Here is a 23,322-nt window from a genome sequence, read left to right as displayed (position 1 = left end):
GGGAGAGGGAGCTTACTGCCCGTGCCGTAAGAGCACCGACTCCATAGCTGGATGACAGCGATCGCCCGACCTTCGCACTCATGGCAATTTCGGTACCCTGGCGTGAAAGTCGGTGGCGCGTTGGAACGCGGCGCCGATGGTCAGCACCGTCGCTTCGTCGAAGGAGCGGCCGACCAGCTGCATGGCGATCGGCAGGCCCGACGCCGAGAAGCCGGAGGGGATCGCCAGTGACGGCAGGCCGAGATAGTTGATCGGGCGGGTGAAGCGCGTCAGGCGCTGGATCACCGCCTCGGCACCCGGGCCGCCGCCAACGTCGCTCTCGGCGATCGACGGGGCCACAATCGGCGACACCGGCGCAATGACAGCATCAACGCCGGAGGTCGCTGCGATATGCGCGGCGAGCGCCGCTCCGCGCCAGCGCATCGCCTCCAGATAGGTCACGCCCGACACCGCCAGCGCATTCTGCAGCCGCATCAACACTTGCGGGCCGTAATCCTGCGGCCGCTCGATCAGCCAGCGCTTGTGGAACGCCGCGGCTTCGACCGCGAGCACGATCTGGGATGCCGAAGAGAGCTGGCGCTGGTCGGGCAGCTCGACCTGCACGACATCCGCGCCTTCGGTCTTCAATGTCGCGATCGTGGCCTCGAGCGCCTTCGCGACATCGGCGTCGAGATCATCCACATAGAACGACTTCGGCACGCCGATCTTCAGGCCCTTGAGCGAGGCCTGGGTCGCGGCGAGATAATCCTGCACCGGCGCCGTGCTCGCAGTCGGATCCTCCGGATCGGGGCCGGCCATCAAACCGAGCAGCAGCGCGCAATCCTCCGCCGTCTGCGCCAGCGGACCGACCGTGTCGAGCGATTGCGACAACGGCATCGCGCCGGCGCGGCTGACGCGGCCCCAGGTCACCTTCAGCCCGGTGACGCCGCAGAAATGCGCGGGCATGCGGATCGAGCCGCCGGTGTCGGAGCCGAGCGCGGCGAAGGTCAGCCGCGCGGCCACCGCCGAGCCGGAGCCCGACGACGAGCCGCCGGTGACGTAACCGAGCTTCCAGGGATTGTGCACCGGGCCGTAATGCGCGTTGTGCCCGGTCGGCCCATAGGCGAACTCCGCCATCTGCAGCGTGCCGAGCCGGATCGCGCCGGCATCCTTCAGCCGCTGCAGCGCCGTCGACGTTGACGTCGCGACGAAATCGCGCCGGATCAGCGAGCCGCAGGTCGAGATGTGACCGGCATCGTAATACATGTCCTTGTGCGCGAGCGGCACGCCATGCAGCGGGCCCTTGACGTTGCCCTTGGCGAGCTCCGCGTCGGCCTCGGCCGCTGCCTTCAGCGCCGGCTCGGACTCGATCGCCATGAAGGCGTTGAGGTGCGGCTGCCACTGTGCGATGCGGTGCAAACAGGAGCGCGTCACCTCGTGCGAGGACAGCTTCTTCTCCGCGATCGCCTTGGCGACCTCGGTCAGCGTCATCAATGCGGGCTCTGCACTCATCGCGCCACCGTCAGATGCTGCACAACGACGTAGCTCGCCGGCTCCAGATCGAACGGCAGGGTGCCGGCGATCGGCGCAAAGCCCTCCAGCGCCGGTCCGATCGAGCTCGCGATCCGCGTCGCCGTGTCCTTGTCGACGGGGACGCCTGCGGCCTCCGCCATCGCGCTCACATTCTGGGGTGTCGGTTTGGTCATTCGATCTCTCGCCCTTGTGCGATTGCCATCAAGCAGCAGTTGCCGGAGCGCGGCTGTGTCCCGATCCCGTCATCGCCATGTGGCACGCGGCCTGACGGCCCATATTATCGAGCGCTGTCAGCTTTGGTGCGCTATTTGCGCAGAGCGGCTCCGCGAACGGGCAACGGGTATGAAACCGGCAGCCCGGCGGCGGATCGATCGGATTGGGCGGATCGCCGGAGATGGGCGGCACCTCGGTTCGCTTGTCCGGGTCCAACGACGGCATCGCGGCCAGCAGCGCGCGCGTATAGGGATGCGCTGGCCTCGCCCAGACCTGCTCCACCGGGCCGAGCTCCACGACCTCGCCGAGATACATCACCAGCACGCGGTCGGAGATGTAGTGCACGACGTTGAGATCGTGGCTGATGAACAGATAGGTGAGGCCGAATTCGCGCTTCAGGTCGGTGAGCAGGTTGAGCACCTGCGCCTCGACCGATTTGTCGAGCGCCGAGACCGCCTCATCCAGGATCACGAGGCGCGGCGACAGGGCCAGCGCACGCGCGATGTTGACGCGCTGGCGCTGGCCGCCGGAAATCTCGTGCGGATAGCGGCTCGCGAAAATCTCGGGGCGCAGACCGACCTTGCCAAGCAGGTCGCGCGCCAGCGTACGCGCCGCGCCATCCGCCATGCCGTGAACCTTCGGTCCGAACGCGATCGACTCCTCGATGGTCAGCCGCGGATTGAGCGAGGCGTAGGAATCCTGGAACACCATCTGCATGCCGCGCCGCAGCTCACGCAGGCTCATCTCATGGCCGACCTGCATGCCGTCGAAGATCAGCTCGCCGGCATCGCAGTCCATCAGTTGCATCAGCAGCCGCGCGGTCGTCGACTTGCCGCAGCCGGACTCGCCGACGATGCCGACCGTCTCGCCCTTGCCAATCGCAAACGACACGTCGTCCACCGCACGCACGGTCTTGCGCGCGCCGAACCAGCCGCCGCGCACCGGGAAGTGCTTGGTCAGACCGTTCACCTGCAGCAGCGGCTGCGCCTTGCCGCCGCGATCCTCGATCGGCTCCAGCCGGTTGCTCATCACGTCCGTCTCGCTCATGAGCGAATATCCATGGCGCTGCGCAGGCCGTCGCTGAGCAGGTTGAAACAGATCGAGACTGCGAAGATCATCACGCCGGGCAACGCCGCGACCCAGGGATTGACATAGATCGCGGTGCGCAAGGTGTTCAGCATCAGCCCCCATTCCGGCTCCGGCGGCTTGGTGCCGAGGCCGAGAAACGACAAGCCGGCCGCGAGGATCATCGACACCGAGATCAGGCCGGTGGCATAGACGAAGATCGGACCCAGCACGTTGCCGAGCATGTGCACGCGCATGATGGTGGAGGGCGAGGCGCCGGAGGCGCGTGCGGCTTCGACGAAGTCGCGGTTGCGCACGCCCGTGGTGACGCTCTCGGCGACGCGCGCGATCTGCGGCACGAACACGATCGTCAGCGAGACGATGGAGTTGGTGATCCCGGCGCCGAGCGCGCCGGATATCGCGATCGCCAGCAGCACCGACGGGAAGGCGTAGAACACGTCGATGGTGCGCATGATCGCGGTGTTGACCCAGCCGCCGACATAGCCGGCGACGAGGCCGAGCATGGTGCCAATGCAAAAGGCCAGGATCACGGGCGAGATGCCGATCAGCAGCGACAGCCGGCCGCCATAGATCAGCCGCGCCAGCATATCGCGTCCGAGTTCGTCGGTGCCGAGCAGATAACCCGGCGTGCCGATATGGCGCAGGCGGCGGATCATCGAGCCCTGATAGGGATCGGCCAGATGAAGCCACGGCGCCAGCAGCGCGGAAAGGACGATCGCGAGCAGGATCGCGACGCAGACCATGCTGATCTTATCGCGGACAATGCGGCGACCAACGGTTGCCCAATAGCCGCGCGCCTTGGCGGTCGGCGCGGCCTGCAGCGCGGCGTCTGGCAATATCTGTGCGGGAGTGATGCTCATCGGCTAGCCCCGCTTGATGCGCGGATCGATCGCGGCCTGCGCGATGTCGACCAGCAGATTCAGAATGACGAAGAACATCGCCAGCACCAGGATCGTGCCCTGCAAGAGCGGCAGGTCGCGCTGGAAGATCGCCGAGTTGAGCAGAAGGCCCGAGCCCGGCCAGGAGAACACGGTCTCGATCAGGATCGAGCCGCCGAGCATATAGCCGAGCTGCAGACCCATCACCGCAAGCGCGGTGGGCGCGGCATTCTTCAGCACGTGCCGAAACACCTGAGTCTCGCGCAGCCCCTTGGCGCGCAGCGCCTCGACGAAATCCTGGTTCAGGATGTCGCCGGTCAGCGCGCGCACCGTGCGCGTGATGATGCCCATCGGGATGACGGAGGTGGTGATCGCGGGCAGTACCAGGAAGCGCAGATGCGCCCAGTCCCACTCCCAGGCGCCGGAGCCGGACGGTCCTGCGCCGACCGCGGGAAGCCAGTTCAGCTCGACTGAGAAGATGATGACCAGCACCATGCCAAGCCAGTAATGCGGCAGCGACACGCCGGATATCGCGATCGAGGTCGCAAGCTTGTCGATCCAGCTGTCGCGGAAGTAGCCGGCGACGAGGCCGAAGAACAGGCCGAGCGCAAAGCTGATCATGGCGGCGGCGATCGCCAGCATCACCGTGTTCGAGACCGCACGCATGACCTCGCCGAGCACGGGGCGTCCGGTTGCGATCGAGCTGCCGAGATCGCCATGCAGGGCGCGCCACAGCCACAGCCCGAACTGCACCGGCAACGGACGATCGAAGCCGTAGGCGGCGCGCAGCTGGTTAGCGAGCTCTTGCGACGCGTCGGCCGGCAGCACGGCGACCAGCGGATCGCCAGGCGTGATATGGACGAGCATGAAGCAGACCAGCGCCACCCCGAGAATGATCGGGATCGCATAGACGGTTCGCCTGGTCACGTATGAGAGCACTGGTCACCTTGCTTCTCTCTTCTCCCCTTGTGGGAGAAGGTGCCTCAGCTCCCCTCCCCCTTGCGGGGAGGGGCCGGGGGTGGGGGTCCACAGCAGCAGTATCGCTTGGAGTACCCCCTCCCTAACCCTCCCCCGCAAGGGGGGAGGGAACGCAGCGGTGCGCGCGGCGAGCGTTAGTCATTCACGGCTCGACCGTGACGGACGAGAAGTTCACCAGCCAGCTCTTCGGCTGCACCAGCCCCTTGACATTCGGGCTCAATGCGCGCGGGCCGACATCGTGCGCGACGTAGAGGAAGTCCGCATCGTCCACCGAGGCCGCATGCAATTCCGCCAGCGCCTTGTCGCGCGCAGCCGGATCGAAGGTCTGGCGCGCCTTCTTCACCAGCTCGTCGAACCTTGGATCGTTGATGAAGCCCCAATTGTTGGAGACCGGCGGCGCCATCGACGAGTGAAAGAAGCGCACCAGCGCGAAGAACGGGTCCATCGCCGCATAGGTGACGTTGATCGCGCTCGCGCCATTGGCAGTCGGGTCCTTGGCGCCGCGGCGCCAATTGGTGAACAGCGTATTCCATTCGATGACGTCGATCTGCACATCGAAGTAACACTCGGCGAGTGCCTGCTGCAGATATTCGTTCATCGGCACCGGCTGCATCTGGCCCGAGCCCGAGGCGGACGTCTGCACCTTCACGGCAAGATGCTTGCTCGGGCCGTAGCCGGCCTCCTGCATCAGCTTCTGTCCGGCCGCCAGATCGTATTTGATCTGGAAGGTCGGATTGCCGCGCCAGGGATGGCCGGGCTCGAAGGTGCCCGTCGCCGGCACCATCAGGCCCGCGAGCAGGCCCTCCTTCATGCCCTCGCGGTCGACGCAGAGATTGGCGGCCTTGCGGACGCGGATGTCGTTCCAGGGCGAGCCCTCGACGCGCGAGAACTGCCACGGCCAGACATGCGGCTGCTCGTTGGCATAGACCTTGAAGCCGCGCTGCTTGATCTCAGGCAACGCATCGGGCGCCGGCGCCTCGACCCAATTGACCTGACCGGACAACAGCGCCGCAGTGCGCGCATTGGCCTCCGGCATTGGCAGCAGCACCATCCTGTCGGTCTTGGGAATGCGCGCCTTGTCCCAGTACTCGTCGTTCTTCACGAGCTCCAGACGCTCGCGCGGCGTGAAGCTCGCCATCTTCCACGGACCGGTGCCCGAGGCATCCTTGGCAAAGGCGTCCCATGCGGCCTGCGTTTTCGCCTTCCCCTCGCCGCTCGCGGCATCGTAGAACTTCTGCCACTTGGTCGGGCTTGCCATGAACAGATTGGCGAGGTTGATCGGCAGGAAGCTGTCCGGCTCCTTGGTGGTCAGCTCGACCGTGAGATCGTCTATCTTGCGCGCGGACGCCAAGGTCGGCATGCGCGAGGCCGTGACGCCGACCTGACTCGGATCGAATTGCGGCGCATCCTGCTTCAAGACCTTCTCGACGTTCCACACCACGGCGTCGGCATTGAATGACGAGCCGTCATGGAAGGTGACGCCGGAACGCAGCTTGAAGATCCATTTTGTTTTGTCGTCGTCATTGACCTTCCACTCGGTGGCGAGGTCAGGAATGATTCCGCTGGCCTTGTCCTCGGACGACAGATCGAACTGGGTCAGCGCGTCATACATCGTGACGCCGGTGAAGCGATTGCCCTCATAGCCCTGGTCGGGCTGGCCGAGCGTGCGTGGAATATCCGCCGCAGTCATGCCGATGCGCAGCACGCTTTCGGCGCTCGCCGTTGCTGGCAATGCAACAACGATCGAGACGCCAACCATCATTGCGGCCGCAAACGCCGCACGGCCCCTCGTCGGCTTCACAACACTCAAACGCACGATATCAAGTCTCCAAGCTGGCTAATTCTTGAGCACGGTGTATGCAACGGCTGTGCCAAGCAGGCGAATGGCGCCGGGCCTGCGGCCTTTCATCACAACCGTTTGTATTCAAACGATCTCGCCATCGAGCCTCGATGATTTTTGGCACCAAGCTTGCAGCCTCCGGACGCATCAAATTTGAGCGTTTTCCCCGAGGAGTTCTACATGCGTGCCCGATTATCGCTGCTTGTCACCGCGGTTGCGGTCAGCCTGTCCGCACCATCCGCGCGCGCCGAAACCGTGGTGCGCTACGGCATGTCGATGGCCGATGTGCCGCTGACCACGGGCCAGCCCGATCGCGGCGCCGGCGCCTATCAGTTCACCGGCTATACGATCTACGATCCGCTGGTCGCATGGGACATGAGCAGCGCCGACAGACCGGGCAAGCTGATCCCCGGCCTCGCCACCGAGTGGAAGGTCGACGACAAGGACAAGACCAAGTGGCGCTTTTCCTTGCGCAAGGGCGTCAAGTTTCACGATGGCAGCGATTTCACTGCCGACGCGGTGATCTGGAATCTGGACAAGGTGCTCAATGATAAGGCACCCCAATTCGACAAGCGGCAGAGCGCCCAGGTCAAGACCCGCCTGCCCTCGGTCGCGAGCTACGCCAAGATCGACGACTATACGGTCGAGATCACGACCAAGACGGTCGACTCCTTCTTCCCCTACCAGATGCTCTGGTTCCTGATTTCGAGCCCAGCACAGTATGAGAAGCTGGGCAAGGATTGGGACAAGTTCGCCAGCCAGCCCTCGGGCACCGGCCCGTTCAAGCTGACCAAGCTGGTACCGCGCGAGCTCGCCGAGCTCACGAAGAACGCGGACTATTGGGATAAGAGCAGGCTTCCGAAGGTCGACAAGCTCGTGCTGGTGCCGATGTCGGAAGCGCTGACTCGCACCAACGCGCTGCTCGCAGGCCAGGTCGATCTGATCGAGACGCCGGCGCCGGACGCGGTGCCGCAGCTCAAGGCGGCCGGCATAAGAATCGTCGACAACATCACGCCGCATGTCTGGAACTATCACTTAAGCGTGCTGCCGGGCTCGCCCTGGACCGACATCCGCCTGCGCAAGGCGCTCAACCTCGCGATCGACCGCGACGCCGTGGTCGGACTGATGAACGGTCTTGCCAAGCCGGCCAAGGGCCAGGTCGATCCGTCGAGCCCGTGGTTCGGCAAGCCGAGCTTCGACATTAAGTACGATCTCGCCGCGGCCAAGAAGCTGGTCGAGGAAGCCGGCTACTCCAAGGACAAGCCGCTGAAGACCACATTCATCATCGCGCAGGGCGGTACCGGCCAGATGCTGTCGCTGCCGATGAACGAATTCCTGCAGCAGAGCTTCAAAGAGATCGGCATCGACATCGATTTCAAAGTGGTCGAACTGGAGACGCTCTACACGCATTGGCGCAAGGGCGCAGCCGACGAGATGAACAGCGGCATCACCGCCAACAACATCGCCTATGTCACCTCCGATCCGCTCTACGCGATCGTGCGCTTCTTCGCCTCCGACCAGATCGCGCCGGTCGGCGTCAACTGGGGCGGCTACAAGAATCCAAAGGTGGACGCGCTGATCACCGAAGCCAAGCAGACCTTCGATCCGGTCAAGCAGGACGAGCTGATCGCGCAGGCCCATGCGCTTGTCGTCGACGATGCCGTGCTGGTCTGGGTCGTGCACGACACCAACCCGCATGCGTTATCGCCGAAGATCAAGCGGTTCGTGCAGGCGCAGCACTGGTTTCAGGATTTGACCACGATCGGGGTGGAATAGATCACGGCTGTCGTCCCGGCCAAGCGAAGCGCGAGCCGGGACCCATACTCCCGCGGCGGTTATTTGTTTCATCGAGCGGAGTCGCAAGCCTCTCGCCCTCAATTGAGTCCTGTGGTTATGGGTCCCTGCGTTCTCGGCGCGCAATTGCGCGCCTGACAGGGACGACACCTTCGATTCATTGGCAGATCGTGGAATGGCAAACCGCCGTCATCGCGAGGAGCCGAAGGCGACGAAGCAATCCAGACTTTCTCGTCGACTCTGGATTGCTTCCGCCGTCGCCCTTCGGGCTATGGCGGACAAGTCGCTTCGCTCGCAATGACGGCAAGCAAGCGCAACGTTACTTCGTCAACAGCGCATGCGCGCCGTTCCAGTCCTCCGGCGGCGGATCGGCCTGGTAGTCGCGGATGCGAGCTTCATAGAGATCATAGAGCTGCGCCAGCGTATGCGCCTCGTCGGTCTTGCGGCCGCGCGCGATCGCGGCCAGCGCCTCGTCCCAGTCGCGGCTGCGATACGCGGCCAGCATCTCGATGGTGAGATTGCGCAGGCGCTGAAAGCGCTCGGAGAGCATGACATCCTCGCGGCCGGCAATCGCATAGATCACCTCCGGCTCGCTCTTGCCCTTCACCATGATGAAGTCGAGCTCGAGGATCGCAAGGCGGTCCTTGACGGCCATCGCGGTGCGCGAGCCGACGATGATCGGAAAGCCATATTCCTTGGTCTGACCTTCCAGGCGCGAGGCGAGATTGACGCTGTCGCCAAGCGCGGAATAGTTGAACTTGAGGTCGGAGCCCATGTTGCCAACCACGCCGATGCCGGTGTTGAGGCCGATGCCGACCTTGAGCGGGATGTAGACGTGACCGCCGTCCTTCGCCTCCTGCTCGCGCACCATGTTGACCGCGTCGATCCGGTCCAGCATGTCGAGCGCGGCCTCGCAGGCGTTGATATGATGATCGGCGTCCTCGTGCGGCGCGTTCCAGAACGCCATGATGGCGTCGCCCATATATTTGTCGACATAGCCCTTGCGTGCGATGATGGCGTTGGTCAGCGGCGTCAGGAAGCGGTTCATCAGCTGGGTCAGGCCCTGCGGATCGTGCTTGTAGCTCTCCGAGATCGAGGTGAAGCCGCGCACGTCCGAGAACATGATGGTGATCTCGCGCTCCTCGCCGCCAAGCTTTGGCGGGGCATGCGCAAGCTGCTCGACAAGCGCCGGCGACAGATACTGGCTGAAGGCAGTGCGGATCTGGCGGCGCTGGCTCTGCTCGCGCACGAAGCTCGCGAAGATCAGGGTCAAGTAGATCGCGGTGGTCGACAGCAAGGGATAGGTGAAGTCGAGCAGCAGCCGGTGCTGCGTGTAAGAGTACCAGGAAGCGCCCATCAGCGCCGTCGCGAACAGCCCTCCGACCACGACGAGCGTCACCGCGCCGAGCCGCGGCGCAAAGATGATGACGAGCAGCCCGAACAGCAAGGCCGTGCCGAATTCGGCGGCGGGCCCCCACGTCGGCAGCTGCAGAAGCGCGCCGACCAATGCGCTCTCCAGCACCTGCGCGTGCACCTCGACTCCCGGCATCGCCGGCGACACCGGCGTGGTCTTGATGTCGTTGAGCCCGGCTGCGGACGGACCGATCAACACCAGCTTGCCGGCGATCTTCTCCGCCGGCACCCGTCCCTTGAGCACATCGATCGCCGAGACGTAAATCGAGGGGTCGCGGTGCGCATAATGGATCCAGATCTGGCCATTGCGATCGGTCGGGATCTGAAAGCCGCGTAGCCCGAGGCCGATGATGCCGGCTGTATCCGCCCTGATCAGCACGGTGTCCGAACGGCTGGCCAGGCGCAGCATCTCGAAGCTCAGCGACGGCATGATCACGTCCTGCGCCTGCATGATCATCGGCACCCGGCGAATGATGCCATCGCGTTCGGGGCTGATGTTGAACAGGCCGCGGCCAGCGGCCGCATGTTCGAGCACCGGCACGTTGCGGAGCAGTCCGGCGAATTTGAACATGAATTGCTGCGGCTCCCCGATGAGGGCGAGGCCAGTCACCGGCAATGCCTTGTCGAGCCCCGCATGGACATCCGGTCCGGCGGCCTCGCCAAGCACCACCCGCGAGGCGCGCAAGGCATCCGCCAGCACCTGATCGTTCGACGGCAGAGCACGCAGCTTGTCGCGCGTGGTCTCGTCAAGTCCGGAGAAGGTATCGGCAGCGATGTCGGGATTCAGGCGGTCAGGCTCTGCGAACACGACGTCGAAGGCGATCACCACCGCGCCCAGCTTAGCCAGGTTGGTGACGATATCGGCAATGCGGGTGCGCGGCCAAGGCCATTGACCGAGCCTGGGACTGGCCAGGCTCTTCTCATCGATATCGACGATGGTGACCGGCCGCATCGTCTTCACGCGCGGCTCGATCACCTGGAAATTGTCGAAGGTCCGGAGGCGCAGCTCCTGGATCGGCGCCGGATCGGCAATGCGCAGCGCGGCGAAGCCGATCAGCAGCACGAGGCACATCAGCCGCGCATAGCCGAACCGGCGCGCAAACCATCGTGGCACGGCTCGGAGGCGTTTCATCTGATGTCCAGGGTCGGCATCGCAGCGGATGGTGTCAAGGGACCAACAGCTCCCTTATCCCTGTGGTAGCCCCGCTTGGCAACGCTCCAGATGCGCTATCCCGCGGGCGGCACGGTCAGACGATATGGAAGTCGTTCGGATGCGCGGTGAGCTGCGCGAGCGTCACGCCTTTCAGCGTGATCGTCTCATGCGCCGCATCGACCAGGACGGTGTCGTGGCCGGCATTCGCAGCATGGGCGCTGTTCAGAATGTCCTGCGTCGACGCTCCGAACAACGCATGATTGACTTCGAGCGTGTCCTTGTTGACGTCGAAATCGGCGATGGTGGCGCTGCCGAACTGCTGCGTGAACACGAAGGTATCGTTGCCGCCCTTGCCGAAGACGATCACGCCGCCGCCGACGTCATCGAATGTGTCGTTCTGCGCGGTGCCGACCACGGCCGGCGAGCCGTTGCCGGTGATCGTGACAGTCAGCGGCTGCAGCCCGAAGCTGCCATGCCCGTCGCTGACCTGCGCCTGGTAGGTGACGGTCAGCGTATCGCCCGGCTCGAGGAAATCGAGGCTGGCGCCTGCCGGATCATAGGTCCAGTGCAGCAGGTCAGTCTTGCCGTCGGAGCTGACACTGTCAAACTTGATCGCTCCGGCATCGACCAGCGCGTCGACGTCGAGACCGCCAGGCAGATGCGACGAGCCGTTGTACTTGATGGTGGCATCGCCGATCACCGACGCCGTGAGCGTGTCGCCGATGTCCTTGTCGGTCACGGTCAGCGTGCCGCCAATTGCGCTCGCGAGCTTGACGTGGGAATCGTCGAGGTAGCCCGCGGACACATTGTCGATCTCGAAGGCGTTCTGGCTACTGTGCAGCACGACCTTGGTGAACGGGGCGAGGTCGAGAAACTCGACATAGCCGTTGGAGGCGAACGAACCCTGGCCGCCATTGGCGAGCAGCGGCGCGACGTCGCTGCCATCGTAAGCTGCGACCAGCTTGTTGCCATTGTAGAAGTCGATGCTGTTGTAAGCGTCGACCGACCCCCAATACAGGCCAAAGCTGTTCTGCTGATGGTCGAAGGTGATGGTCGCCTGCGCATGCGCACCGATGCTCAGATAGTTCGAGCCGTCCTGAGCGCCCTGGCCGACGTAAGGCGCGGCCGACACCGAGGACGAGCCATGCACGATACCGGCATTGCCGTCCGCATCGATCCACGCCTGCAGGGCGGTGCTGTAGAAATCGCCGTGGCCATGGCCGTTATTGGAGGCCGAGCCAGCCTGCTGCTGATCGAACGTCTCGGTCGCAAGACCAGCCGTATTCAAGGTGGTGCCGGCAGCGAGTACGATCGGCGACTTCGCCAGGATGACCGTCTGCACCGCCGGATTGGTCTCCCCAAGGATGACGGGAGCGTCCTCGGCGCCGTCGATCGTGACCGTCACCGGAACGTCGATCTTGCCACCTTGGTGATCGTCGATCGTCACCGTCGAGGTGACCGTCAAGGTCTGGCCGAAACCGAGAAAATCCAGCGCACCGTCGGCGATTTTGTAGCCCCAGTCGACGGTGCCGTTATTGGTGTTGCCGGACTGCTGGATGGTCAACGCCTGATCCAGCGCGGTGATCTGACCCGGCGTGAGCGACGCCGTCATGTCGGTGGTGTGGTTCGCCGCAGTCCATGTCAGGGCGGGCGTCGACATCGTTGCGATCGGCCGGTCGGTCAGGTCGATATCGCCAAAGTGAATCGAGCCGCTGACGCCGTCGATCTGCGACGACCCGCTCGTGTCGGCGCGCTCATGGATCGTGCCGGCTTGCGCCGCATCATCCGCGGCAACCGTTGGCGCATCGTCCTTGGCGCTCAGCGTGATGAGCGTCCCGCCATGTCCGTCGTCGGAGCTGGCAAAATGCGCGTGGCTGTAGTCGATGGTGCCGCTCAGCGTCAGGCTTACCGTATGGCCGGCGCTGTCGCTGACGGTCAGCAGGCCGGATTTGGCATCATAGGTCGCGGTCGGATCGTCGGCGAACTTGACCGCGGTCAGATCGAGCTTGTCGGAAATTCCGAGGCCCTGGACGGTCTTGACCGAGCCGGCGGCGTCGAGCACCAGCTCACTGCTGCCGTCGCCGACGAACTTCACCACCAGCGCATCGGCACCGCCGAGCTCCAGGGTGCCACCCTGATCGATGACGATCGAGCCGGTGCCACTGATCGCGCCGCCAATATCGAGCGTCCCGCTCTTCACCTCGATCGTGCCGTCATTGATGACGGCGCCACCGATCGCGTTGAAGCCGGTCGCCTCGAGCGTGCCGAAGATCTGAAAGGTGCCGTCTCCCGTGACGGAGGTGCCCGCGAGATCCAGGATCGCACCGCTATCGACCGTAAAGGTGCCGGCATTGTCGACGTGGGTGTCCGACAAGGTCACGGCAATGCCGTGGATCTCGAGCGTGCCGGCCATGCCGATGCTGATCGTGCCGCCGGCGATCGTCGTGTCGCCGTCGAGTACCAGTGTCGATGGCACCGGCGTTCCGCCATCGTCGTCGACCACGATCGCGCCTGCCGCACCGTTGTCGATATCGACATTGTCGAAGGTCGATGCGGCGTTGGTCTCGACATGCACAGTGCCGGCATTGACGAGATCGCCGCCGCCGATGCTGCTGTGCGCGAGGACCAGCACCGACTTCGCGTCCACATCAATGGCGCCGCAGTTCGTGACATTCACCCCCGACAACGTGGCGCCGCCGGCTGTCGCGACATCAAGGATGGAATACGGCCCGATCGCAAGGTCGCCGTCAGTGACCACCACTCCGTTCTTCAGCGTCAGGGTGACCGGGACCTGCTCGCCCTCGAAAAGGGCAACCGTGCGCACGTCATCGCCGCCGCCGTCCTGCCAGGCCGGCCCGCCGATCATGATCGCGCCGCCATCGACCGCGCTGCCGTCCAGCGTGCTGTCGCCAACGACGTCGATCTCGCCGGAATTATGAACGGTGCCGCCGGTGATAGTGGCGTCGGTCAGCGCGAGTGCGCCGGCGACCGCGATTGTGATGGTCGCGTTGCTTTCGTTGGTGACGGTCTCGCCGTAGAGCACATTGCCGGTCGCCTTGACCGCGAGATCGCCGGAATTGCCGAGCGTCCAGCCGATCAGCGCGGCCAGCCCTGTCAGCGCGACCGTGCCGCCGCTGACATTGCTGATATGGCCACCGATGATGCCGGCATCGTTCAGGGACAGCGTGGCCCCCTTGTTCACCGTGATGGTGCCATCGTTATTGTCGAAGACGGTGCCGAGGTCGAGCGTGAGCGTGGCGCCAGCGAGAATGTTCAGCGCATTGTTGGCGGTGACGGTCTCGCCATCGAGCGCATTGCCGCTGCCCGAGACCGTGATCGTGCCGAAATTGGCGAGCCAGCCCTCGCTCAGGACGCTGCCGCCGTCGAGCTCCAGCATGCCCGCCACGGTGATGCCGCCGCCGACAATCGCGCCGCCCTCGAGAACGAGCGTGGCGGGCGCATCGACCTGGATCAGCCCGTCATTATCGCTTCCGGAATTCACGACCTCGGCAGAGACATGCAACGTCCCGGCGGACAGCTCGATGGTACCGGTGTTGGTGACGCCAGTCGCGGGGCCGAAGTCGCCGCCGCCCGCGAGCACCAGTGTGCCGAAATTCTCAAGCACACTCTGGTCGAGCAGCTCGGCCTCTCCGCCGACGCGCATGGTGCCGGCATTCTGCACAATGGCATCCGCATGCAGGGTCAGCGCGCCGCCGATCGTGAGCGTGCTCAGATTGTCCAGCTCCGGCGTGCTGCCGCCACCGGCATCGTCCATCGTCACCGTCTTGGCGAAGGCATCCTGATCGATGGTCACCGGAAAATCCGGTGTCAGCCCCTGCGACGCATCGGTCTTGATAATGACGTCATCGTTAGCGGTTGGCGCATGTCCGGTCTTCCAATTGGCGCCGTCACGCCACAGCAGCGCCGATGCCGATGCGGCGCGCTCCTCTCCATCCGTCCCGCTCGCCTTCCCGATCCAGATTTCGCCTGGATTTTCGGTGCCGGTGATGGTCACGGTCACGGTCTGCTCGGACGTCGCACCTTGCGAATCCGTCAGCGTCACCGCATAGGTCAGGGTCAGTGTCTGTCCTGCGGGAATAATATCCGCCACGTCGGCTGGCAGGCCCGCTAGCGACCAGTTGATGGCGCCCTTGCCGGTCCCTGTGCTGTCGGCCGCGAGCGAGGCGCTGAAGGCCTGCTCGAACAGCGCCAGCGGCACGCTGCCTCCGCCCTGAAGCACCGCGCTGCTCAGCTTCGTCGACACGGTATGTCTGTCGGTCAGATCGACATCCGCGAAGCTCAGGCTGCCTGCGGTCGGATCTTCGGCTGTCAGCGAGCCGCCGTGCGTGCTGGTCCCGGCGGACAATGCAATGGTCTGCGCGCCTGTCGTGATGACCGGTGCATCATTGGTGCCGGTCACCGTGATGGTGATCGGGACCTCGGTAAACTCGTTGCCCAGGTCGAAATTATTGTCGACGCGCACGATGTAGGTCAGCGTCAGCGTCTCGCCCGCGGCGAGGAAGTCGAACGCATGATCCGGAATGCTGTAGGTCCAGGTTGCGGTCCCGATGTTGCTGCGGGCGGGGTCCTGCACCACGGCGATATTGATCTCAGTCGCCGCGATAGCCTTGAGCTGGAGCGCATTCAGCGAGCCGCTGACGTCGATATGCTGTGCGTTCGCGTAGGCGAACGACTTGAACGTCACCGACGCAGACGGATGATCGCCGCCATTGACGTCGGCGTAACTGATCTTGCCGGACACCACATCGGCATCGATCGCATCGCCGGTCTTGCCGACCCGCTCGGTCAGCGTGAAATGAGTGCTCGGCTGGCTGGATGCGTCGAGCACAACGGCGCTCGGCGGTCCCGGAATGTGGAACGGCGCATCAGTCGGGCCGATCGTCGGCAATGAGTTCGGCGTATTGCTGACCAGAAACGTTGCGGCCGGCGTGACGCCGCCGTCTGCGAATTTGAGCGGCGTGGTCTCCAGCACCCCGACGTCGGTGAAATGCGTGTTCGATTTTGGATTGGTGTTGTCGGTGAACTTCAGCGTGAAGACGTCGTTGATCAGCTTCTGGACATCAGGCGGCAGGGTCGTGTCGGTCTGGCTGATCACGCCGTTCTGGATGCTGATCTGCTGACCAGCCTGGTCGACCAGCGCGAGCGGCTGCAGCGTCGTCTTGTCGAGCAGCACATAGGATCCGGTTCTGCCGTCCGGCTCGACCAGCACCTGGAATTTCGCGCCGGGCGTGCCGCCCTGGCCGGAAACGTCGAAGTCGATCTGGACCAGCACCGCGGTGCCGCGGATGCCCATGGTCGCCACGGGCGTGTCGATCTTCATGTCGCCATGCTTGGCGGTCTGGCCGGCGACGAAGGAGATGGTGCCCGCGACCAGGCTGAACAGCGTCGAATTGTTCGAGCCGTTGGCGTCATAGACCATCTCGTTGAGCACCATCCGCGCGTTCGACGACAGGCCGAACACGGTCCCGTCGACGAAGGTGATGCCGAGCGTGGAATCCGATCCCGACTGGACCACATCGCCTTTTTCGACGTTGTCGCCCTGGTGCAGAATGATCGAAACGCCGTTGCGGATGGCCGTTGCCGTGCCTTGCAGCTTGGTGACGTGGCCGATCACCTTCCCGGCGGCTGCGGTGCCATCCGCCTGGCTGACCTGGACGGTGCCGGTCAGCGCGCTGACGATGTCGCCGGTGAGATGGGCGCCGTCCGGCGACGCCAGCGGAGCGCGCTTCTCACCCTTGAAATAATCATGCAGGACGAATTCGTGGCCGTCGGCAGACAGAATGAGATCGGTGCCTGAGCGCTTGAAATCGCCGTTGAACAGGACATGCGCGTCGGGAATGACGATCGCATCTGCCGGTGCGTGCGCGGGCGGCGCGCCAAAGCGTACAGTCCCATCGACATTGCCTTGGGCATGCCCGCCCGGGCCGTCAGGGAAAAGCGCGGCGTGAAAACTGCCAGCGTAATTCACGGAGCCACCACAATAGGTTAATAATTAAGTAACAATGAACGACCGAGGCCTCATATCACCGGCGGTCGCATTCCCCAACCATCCTCAGCTTGTGCCTGCGGGGCTGACCACGCCCTCCGCTCGATGCGCAAGCTCCCGAATTTACCAATTGTTAACACTGTTCCTGTCGTCCGTTCTGCCACACCATGAGTATTTTTGTGCCGTGAAAGGTTCACGGAAAATCCGCTAAGTCCAAGCAGGTGCGTCGATATTTGCTGCGGCCATCCGAGCTTGGCGGGCCCCTCCATGCGGTATTCCTGTGCGGGCCAGCGTGAACGGGCGTCCGGCGCGGGCGCAGTTTGAATCAAATTAGCCATATCCGCAAAAGCCGGCCGAGCCACAACCTTTGAGAGAAACATCGTGGACCACGGCCCGCAAAACGGCTGCGGCGGTGGATTGGATCGCTCGAATTGTAAGGATCGGCGCAACCGCCCGTTCTGCCTGACTTCAATCATGAAGCGCGGAAGCCGCGGGCTTAAAAAGAACCGAAAGCTCCTCGCCCCATCATCCGACCCGGACAAGGAGCCGGGCACGACGACGCTTTCTGACGCGATGCCCGGAGGGTGGGGCGTCAACATGGATAGTCTCGATCGCATACGCGCATCGCTTGTGGCTGTGCTGGCCTGCGCCATGATCTGCGCCGCCATGGCAACGAACCTTCAGGCCGGCCCGATCGCGCAGCCGGCCGGACTCGCGGCCGCTCGTCATTCGACCGAGCCATTTGGCCTTGGCGCGTGGGACCTCTTGGCCGGGACGCTGAACGACAAATGGCAGGCACTTGCACGCAAGCTCGATGACGAGCGCGTCCAGATCGCGCTGTGCGATGGCGATCGCGAGCGCTGCGCCTCTCCCGCCGCCTTGCGCTTCCTTGCCATCGTCGACCAGGGCCGCGGCCGTGAGGGCCGCGCCCGGATCGGCGAGATCAACCGCGCCGTCAACCTGGCGCTCCGCCCCGCGAGCGATCTGGCGCAATATGGCGAGGAGGACGTCTGGAGCTCGCCGCTTGCAACCTTCAGCCGCGGCGCGGGCGATTGCGAGGACTACGCGATCGCGAAATATGTCGCCCTGCGCCAGGCGGGCCTCGCGGCGCGCGATCTGCGCGTCGTGATCCTGCACGACGCGCTCCATCACGAGGATCACGCCGTCGCGGCGGCGAGGCTCGAGGGCCAGTGGCTGTTGCTCGACAACCAGCGCATGGCGATGATTGAGGATACCGATGCCAGGAACGTTCGCCCGCTGTTCGTGATCGATGAAAACGGCATAGCCAAATACGACGATGGGCCGCTGCTGGTCAGCGCGCCTGAGCCGCTCCCCACGATCGCCGCGGCACAGGCGTCCGTCGCGACGGCCGAATGATGGCGCGTGGCATCATGAGGCTGTCGTTGTGCGCGGGTGCCAGGTTGCGGCCGGCAACCGATCAGCAGCATGATCATTGGTACCTCGCGCATCGCGATGCGAGCGCCCATTCACCGTGCCGAAACGAGTTCCGGCGAAGCTGCCGCCCAGACCCGAGCTGGATGATCTTGCCATGACATCACAAGCCAATGCCCTCGCCGTGCGCGAACTGACCAAATGCTTCGACCGCCCCGCGGTCGACGGGCTGGACCTCGTGGTGCGCGCGGGCGAGTTCTACGCGCTGGTCGGCCCCAACGGCGCCGGCAAGACCACGACCTTGCGCATGGTCGCAGGCCTGCTGCGGCCCGATGCCGGCGCGGTCGAGATCTTCGGCATCGACGCGCTGCGCGATCCGATCGCGGCCAAGCAGGTGATGGCCTGGGTCTCGGACGAGCCGATGATCTATGACAAGCTGACGCCGCTGGAATATCTGGAATTCGTTGCCGGCCTGTGGGGCATCGATCCGGCGACCTCGGGCCGCGCCGCGCACGAACTCCTGATCTCGCTCGGGCTCGAGCGCCATCTGCATGAGCGCTGCGAGGGCTTTTCCAAGGGCATGCGCCAGAAGGTGGCGCTCGCCGGCGCGCTGGTTCACGATCCCCGCCTCATCATCCTGGATGAGCCGCTCACCGGGCTCGACGCGGTGTCCGCACGCCATGTGAAGGGCCTGCTCGCCGAGCGGGTGCAGAATGGCGGCACGGTGATCATGACCACGCATATCCTCGAAGTGGCCGAGCGCATGGCAGACCGCATTGGCGTGATCGCGGCCGGACGGCTGCTCGCGGAGGGCACGCTGGCCGAGCTGCGCCAGCAGAACGGGCATACCGATACCAGCCTCGAGGAGCTGTTCATCGCGCTGGTCGATGTCGAGGACGCCGCGTGACCCGGGCGACGACGCTGTCGTGGTTCGCCCGCCACGAGCTGCGGCTCGCCTGGCGCGAATGGCTCGGCATGATCACCGGCGGGCGGCGCCGGCGCACGCGCGCCGCCATCATCGGCCTGCTGATCTTTGGCGCGGTGATGCATCTGCCGGCCTGGGCCGTCGTTGGCCGCTATGCCGACATCACCTTGCCGCTCGACAAGAGCGCGCTGATCGTGATCACCGCCACCATCATGTTGTCCTGGGCCTTGATGCTGTCGCAGGCGATCGAGTCGGTGACGCGCGTGTTCTATGCCCGCGCCGATCTCGATCTCATCATGTCGTCGCCGGTCCGGCTGGCCGAGATCTTCTCGGTGCGGATCGCAGCCATTGCGCTCTCGGTCACCTGCATGGCGCTGCTGCTGGCGACGCCTTTCATCGACGTGCTGATGTTCGAAGGCGGGCTGCGCTGGCTCGCCGGCTTTGCCGTCGTGGCCGCGGTCGGGCTCTCGGCCGCGGCGCTGGCGATCGCAATCACGATTCTGCTGTTCCGGCTGATCGGCCCCGCGCGGACGCGGCTGGTCGCGCAGATCCTGGCCGCGGTGATCGGCGCCGGCTTCGTGATCCTGCTGCAGGTCGCAGCGATCATCTCCTACGGCACGCTGTCGCGCTTTGCGGTTCTCACGTCGGACACGGCAGCCGCGATCGCGCCCGATCCCGACAGCCCGCTCTGGTGGCCGGCACGCGCCGTGCTCGGCGATGCGCAGGCGCTCCTGCTGCTGCTCGCCACGAGCCTGACGCTGCTCGGCGTGGTGATGGCGATCTTCGCGCCGCGCTTCGCCGACACCGCCATCAGCGCCGCCGCGCAAGGCGTCTCCAGCCGAACCGGCACACGCGTCAAAGCCTTTCGCGGCGGCTCGCGCCAGCAGGCCCTGCGGCGCAAGGAGCTGGTGCTACTGCGACGCGATCCCTGGCTGATCTCGCAGACGCTGATGCAGCTGCTCTATCTGGTGCCGCCGGCGCTGCTGCTCTGGCGCAGCTATTCGGACAGTTCGGCGGCGATCGTGCTGATCACGCCGGTCATCGTGATGGCGGCCGGCCAGCTCGCTGGCGGCCTCGCCTGGCTCACCATCTCCGGCGAGGATGCGCCCGAGCTGGTCGCCACCGCGCCCTTGCCACCGGCGCACGTCGTCCGCGCCAAGATCGAGGTGGTGCTGCTGGTGATCTGCATCATCTTCGCGCCGCTGATCGCAGCCCTGGCCTGGATCGCGCCCTGGCAGGCCGCCGTGACCGCCTGCGGCGTGCTGATCGCGACCATTGCCTCGACTTCGATCCAGCTCTGGTTTCGCGTGCAGGCCCGCCGCAGCCAATTCCGCCGCCGCCAGACCTCCTCGCGCCTCGCGACCTTTGCCGAAGCCTTCTCCTCGATCGGCTGGGCGGCCACCACCGCACTCGTGCTGGCCATTCCCGCAGCCGCCCTGGTCTCCGGCCTGATGACGCTTGCGCTGCTGGCGGCCACCTGGAAGCTCAGCCCAAGGCGGGACTAACTCTTTACCAACTCCATGACTGCTGAAGCGAAGACCTCTGGCTCCTCCTGCGGCAGATTGTGGCCGGCGCGCGGGATCACCCGATGCGCCCGGCGGTCGGCGAACTTCGCGGCGTGCGCAGACCCATCAGTTGCCCGGAGGACGCCGTCAGCTTCACCGTCGAGCGTGATCGCAGGAACCGTGATCACCGGCAGCGCCGCGAGCTTGTGCTCGATCTCGGCATAGCACGGATCGCCTTCCGCCAGTCCGTAGCGATGGCGATAGCCGTGGATCGTGACGTCGACGTAATCGGGATTGTCATGCGCTTCGACGGTGCGCTCGAGCGTCGCATCGTCGAAGCGCCAGTTCGGTGACCATTGCTGCCACAGCATGCGCGCGATCTCGCGCCGGTTGGCGGCAAGGCCGGCGCGACCGCGCTCGATCTGGAAGTACCATTGATACCAATAGCCCACTTCGAAGGCGACATCGGCGGGCTTCTGCGCGTTGGCAATGTCCTGAATGAGATAGCCGTTGACAGAGACCAGGCCGCCGCAACGCTCCGGCCACAACGCGGCCCCGACGCAGGCCGCGCGGCCGCCCCAATCATAGCCGGCGAATATCGCCCGCGGGATGGAGAGTGCATCGAGCAGCGCGATCAAATCGGCGCCGATCGCGCCCTGTTGTCCCGAGCGCGGCGTCGTGACATCGCGGAACCGGGTCGGACCATAGCCGCGCAGATAGGGCACGATGACCCGGCAGCCCTGCGCCGCGAGCTGCGGGGCGACATCGACATAGGAATGGATGTCGTAGGGGAAGCCGTGCAGAAGCATCACGGCCGGCCCGCCGGCGGGCCCGGTCTCGTAATAGGCGATGTCGAGCACGCCCGCCTCGATATGGCGCAGCGGCTCCAGCCGCGCCGACGAGGATGCCCGCGATTGCGCTCCGGATGGCTCGGTCAACGTCGCTCTCCCTAGCTGCTGAGTCCTGACGCCCTGTTGATGCACGAAGGATAGTTCTGTTCCAGCATCGACGGTACACTGACTGCGACGTCGAGAGGGGGACCATCATGCTGCGTGCACTGTTCGCCCTTGTTGCGATGCTGGTTTCGGTACCCGCGGTGGCGGAACAGGCGCCACGCGGCAGCGAGTGCCTGGCGATGTCGGGCGGACCACGCACGACACCGGTCAGCCTGCGCAGCGCGGCGGCCGGAAGCGACGAGGTCGCGATCACCTATGGCGGGCACTCGACCTATTTCATCGATACGCCCGGTGGCGTCAGGGTCGCGACCGACTACAGCGGCGCTTACCAGATCGGCCGCCTGCCCGATGTCGTCACCATGAACCGCGCCCACTCCACCCACTACACGCTGTTCCCCGATCCACGCATTCCGCATGTGCTGCATGGCTGGCGCAACGACGGGCAGCCGGCGCAGATTTCGGAACATATTGGTGACGTCTTGATCCGCAACGTCACCACCGACATCCGCCGCTATTTCGGCGACACCTCCGGCATCGATATGATCAAGGACGGCAACTCGATCTTCATCTTCGAGGTCGCGGGTCTGTGCATCGGCCATCTCGGCCACCTGCATGTGAAGCTCAATGACAGCCATTTTGCCGCGATCGGCCGGCTCGACATTCTGATGGTGCCGATCGACGGCACCTATACGATGTCGCTCGACGGCATCTCCGAGATCACGAAACGGCTGCGTGCCTCGGTCGTGCTGCCGATGCATCGCTTCGCGACGCCGCTTGACGAGTTCATGCGGAAAATCGGCCAGGATTTCGAGATCGACCGGCGGGCCGAGCGCAGCTTGCGGATCTCGCGCGAGACGCTGCCGTCGACGCCGACCGTGATCATCCTCGATGGGGTCTGAGCAACGCCGGTTCGCACCGGCGACAACTTTCTGCACTCGCCAAAATGTGAGCCCAACCAGGCGGCGAGCCGTCGCAACTGTAACCGTTCGCCGGCAAAGGACATGGCACCGCCATAATTTCCTCTCGGCTTTGCCCCAACCGGTCGCCCTACTCCATGTTGCTCTGCGGGATGGACCGTGCCGACGATCGGATGCGATCATGGCTGCGTCATCTCACCCGGTTAAGATATGTTCTCTGTTTGCTAAGGAAGGAATCGCAATGCGACGAGTATGCCTGGCGCTCGCAATGATGCTGTCGACGGCCACCTTTGCCGCTGCCGGCGAAACGCCCGCGCCCGAGGGCGCCAAGGTCTATTTCATCAACCTGAAGGACGGCGACACCGTGACCTCGCCGGTGCTGATCCGCTTCGGCCTTGCAGGCATGGGCATCGCGCCGGCCGGCACCGAGGCGCCGAACACGGGCCATCACCACCTGCTGATCGATGCCGAGCCGCTGACGGGTGACGCCCTCAACGAAGCCATCCCGGTGGACGAGCATCACGTCCATTTCGGCAAGGGCCAGACCGAAGCCTCGGTCAAGCTGACGCCGGGCAAGCACACGCTGCAGCTCGTGCTCGGCGACTGGAGCCACATCCCGCACAAGGCTCCCGTGATGTCGGACCGCATCACGGTGACGGTCGAAGGCGGCGAGGCCAGCGCCAAGCAGTAATGTAATGACGGATCAATTGCGGCCGCGCGGCCGCAATACTGATATCCAAGGGCAGCACGGCG

The 23,322-nt window shown here is 64.8% G+C and carries 15 protein-coding genes; 6 read left to right on the top strand and 9 right to left on the bottom strand.

Going from position 1 to position 23,322, the window contains the following annotated elements; translation table 11 throughout:
- Positions 1-78: 78 nt before the first annotated feature.
- The 6 genes from P6U24_RS04185 to P6U24_RS04160 all read right to left on the bottom strand — a co-directional run bounded on the left by P6U24_RS04185 (position 79) and on the right by P6U24_RS04160 (position 6,429).
- Positions 79-1,491, bottom strand: a complete 1,413-nt coding sequence (locus P6U24_RS04185; RefSeq protein WP_407157933.1) for an amidase — start codon at positions 1,489-1,491, stop codon at positions 79-81.
- The gene (locus P6U24_RS04180; RefSeq protein ID WP_407157932.1) at positions 1,488-1,685 is read right to left on the bottom strand and encodes a hypothetical protein; all 198 of its coding nucleotides are present in this window, start codon (positions 1,683-1,685) and stop codon (positions 1,488-1,490) included. The genes P6U24_RS04185 and P6U24_RS04180 overlap by 4 nt, the downstream gene beginning before the upstream one ends.
- 28 nt (positions 1,686-1,713) lie before the next feature.
- Positions 1,714-2,772, bottom strand: coding sequence for an ABC transporter ATP-binding protein (locus P6U24_RS04175; RefSeq protein WP_407157931.1), 1,059 nt, complete (start codon positions 2,770-2,772; stop codon positions 1,714-1,716).
- Entirely contained in the window at positions 2,769-3,671 is a 903-nt protein-coding gene (locus P6U24_RS04170; protein ID WP_407157930.1) for an ABC transporter permease, read from the bottom strand. Before P6U24_RS04170 ends, P6U24_RS04175 begins: the two co-directional genes overlap by 4 nt.
- Before the next feature lie 3 nt (positions 3,672-3,674).
- A complete protein-coding gene (locus P6U24_RS04165) occupies positions 3,675-4,628 on the bottom strand; it encodes an ABC transporter permease (protein WP_407157929.1) in 954 nt (317 codons plus the stop codon).
- A 181-nt stretch (positions 4,629-4,809) separates the two neighbouring features.
- Entirely contained in the window at positions 4,810-6,429 is a 1,620-nt protein-coding gene (locus tag P6U24_RS04160; protein ID WP_407160771.1) for an ABC transporter substrate-binding protein, read from the bottom strand.
- Positions 6,430-6,687: 258 nt separating this feature from the next.
- Here P6U24_RS04160 and P6U24_RS04155 point away from each other — a divergent pair, with 258 nt between their 5' ends.
- Positions 6,688-8,283: an ABC transporter substrate-binding protein gene (locus P6U24_RS04155; RefSeq protein WP_407157928.1), complete on the top strand. Its 1,596-nt coding sequence runs from the start codon at positions 6,688-6,690 to the stop codon at positions 8,281-8,283.
- Between the two features lie 337 nt (positions 8,284-8,620).
- Here P6U24_RS04155 and P6U24_RS04150 read toward each other — a convergent pair whose 3' ends face one another.
- Together P6U24_RS04150 and P6U24_RS04145 are read right to left on the bottom strand one after the other, a co-directional pair.
- On the bottom strand, positions 8,621-10,846 hold the full coding sequence (locus tag P6U24_RS04150; RefSeq protein ID WP_407157927.1) for a CHASE2 domain-containing protein: 2,226 nt from the start codon (positions 10,844-10,846) through the stop codon (positions 8,621-8,623).
- Between the two features lie 115 nt (positions 10,847-10,961).
- Positions 10,962-16,856, bottom strand: a complete 5,895-nt coding sequence (locus P6U24_RS04145) for a VCBS domain-containing protein (protein ID WP_407157926.1) — start codon at positions 16,854-16,856, stop codon at positions 10,962-10,964.
- A gap of 615 nt (positions 16,857-17,471) precedes the next feature.
- On the opposite strand from P6U24_RS04145, the gene P6U24_RS04140 reads away from it, so the two are divergent.
- The 3 genes from P6U24_RS04140 (at position 17,472) to P6U24_RS04130 (ending at position 20,696) form a co-directional block, all read left to right on the top strand.
- Positions 17,472-18,251: a transglutaminase-like cysteine peptidase gene (locus tag P6U24_RS04140; RefSeq protein WP_407157925.1), complete on the top strand. Its 780-nt coding sequence runs from the start codon at positions 17,472-17,474 to the stop codon at positions 18,249-18,251.
- A gap of 172 nt (positions 18,252-18,423) precedes the next feature.
- Positions 18,424-19,173, top strand: coding sequence for an ABC transporter ATP-binding protein (locus tag P6U24_RS04135; protein ID WP_407157924.1), 750 nt, complete (start codon positions 18,424-18,426; stop codon positions 19,171-19,173).
- The gene (locus P6U24_RS04130) at positions 19,170-20,696 is read left to right on the top strand and encodes a permease (RefSeq protein ID WP_407157923.1); all 1,527 of its coding nucleotides are present in this window, start codon (positions 19,170-19,172) and stop codon (positions 20,694-20,696) included. Before P6U24_RS04135 ends, P6U24_RS04130 begins: the two co-directional genes overlap by 4 nt.
- Here P6U24_RS04130 and P6U24_RS04125 read toward each other — a convergent pair.
- Positions 20,693-21,577 carry an alpha/beta fold hydrolase gene (locus tag P6U24_RS04125; protein ID WP_407160770.1) on the bottom strand — a complete coding sequence of 295 codons (885 nt, stop codon included), beginning with the start codon at positions 21,575-21,577 and terminating at the stop codon, positions 20,693-20,695. The genes P6U24_RS04130 and P6U24_RS04125 overlap by 4 nt on opposite strands.
- Before the next feature lie 164 nt (positions 21,578-21,741).
- On the opposite strand from P6U24_RS04125, the gene P6U24_RS04120 reads away from it, so the two are divergent.
- Both P6U24_RS04120 and P6U24_RS04115 read left to right on the top strand, forming a co-directional pair.
- On the top strand, positions 21,742-22,551 hold the full coding sequence (locus P6U24_RS04120) for an MBL fold metallo-hydrolase (RefSeq protein ID WP_407157922.1): 810 nt from the start codon (positions 21,742-21,744) through the stop codon (positions 22,549-22,551).
- 259 nt (positions 22,552-22,810) lie between these two features.
- The gene (locus P6U24_RS04115) at positions 22,811-23,260 is read left to right on the top strand and encodes a DUF4399 domain-containing protein (RefSeq protein ID WP_407157921.1); all 450 of its coding nucleotides are present in this window, start codon (positions 22,811-22,813) and stop codon (positions 23,258-23,260) included.
- Positions 23,261-23,322 lie beyond the last annotated feature (62 nt).

The sequence above is a fragment of the Bradyrhizobium sp. STM 3557 genome (assembly GCF_045571465.1).
Lineage (GTDB): Bacteria > Pseudomonadota > Alphaproteobacteria > Rhizobiales > Xanthobacteraceae > Bradyrhizobium.
The sequence above is the reverse complement of the archived record's forward strand: the minus strand, read 5'-3'. Positions and strand labels throughout refer to the sequence as shown.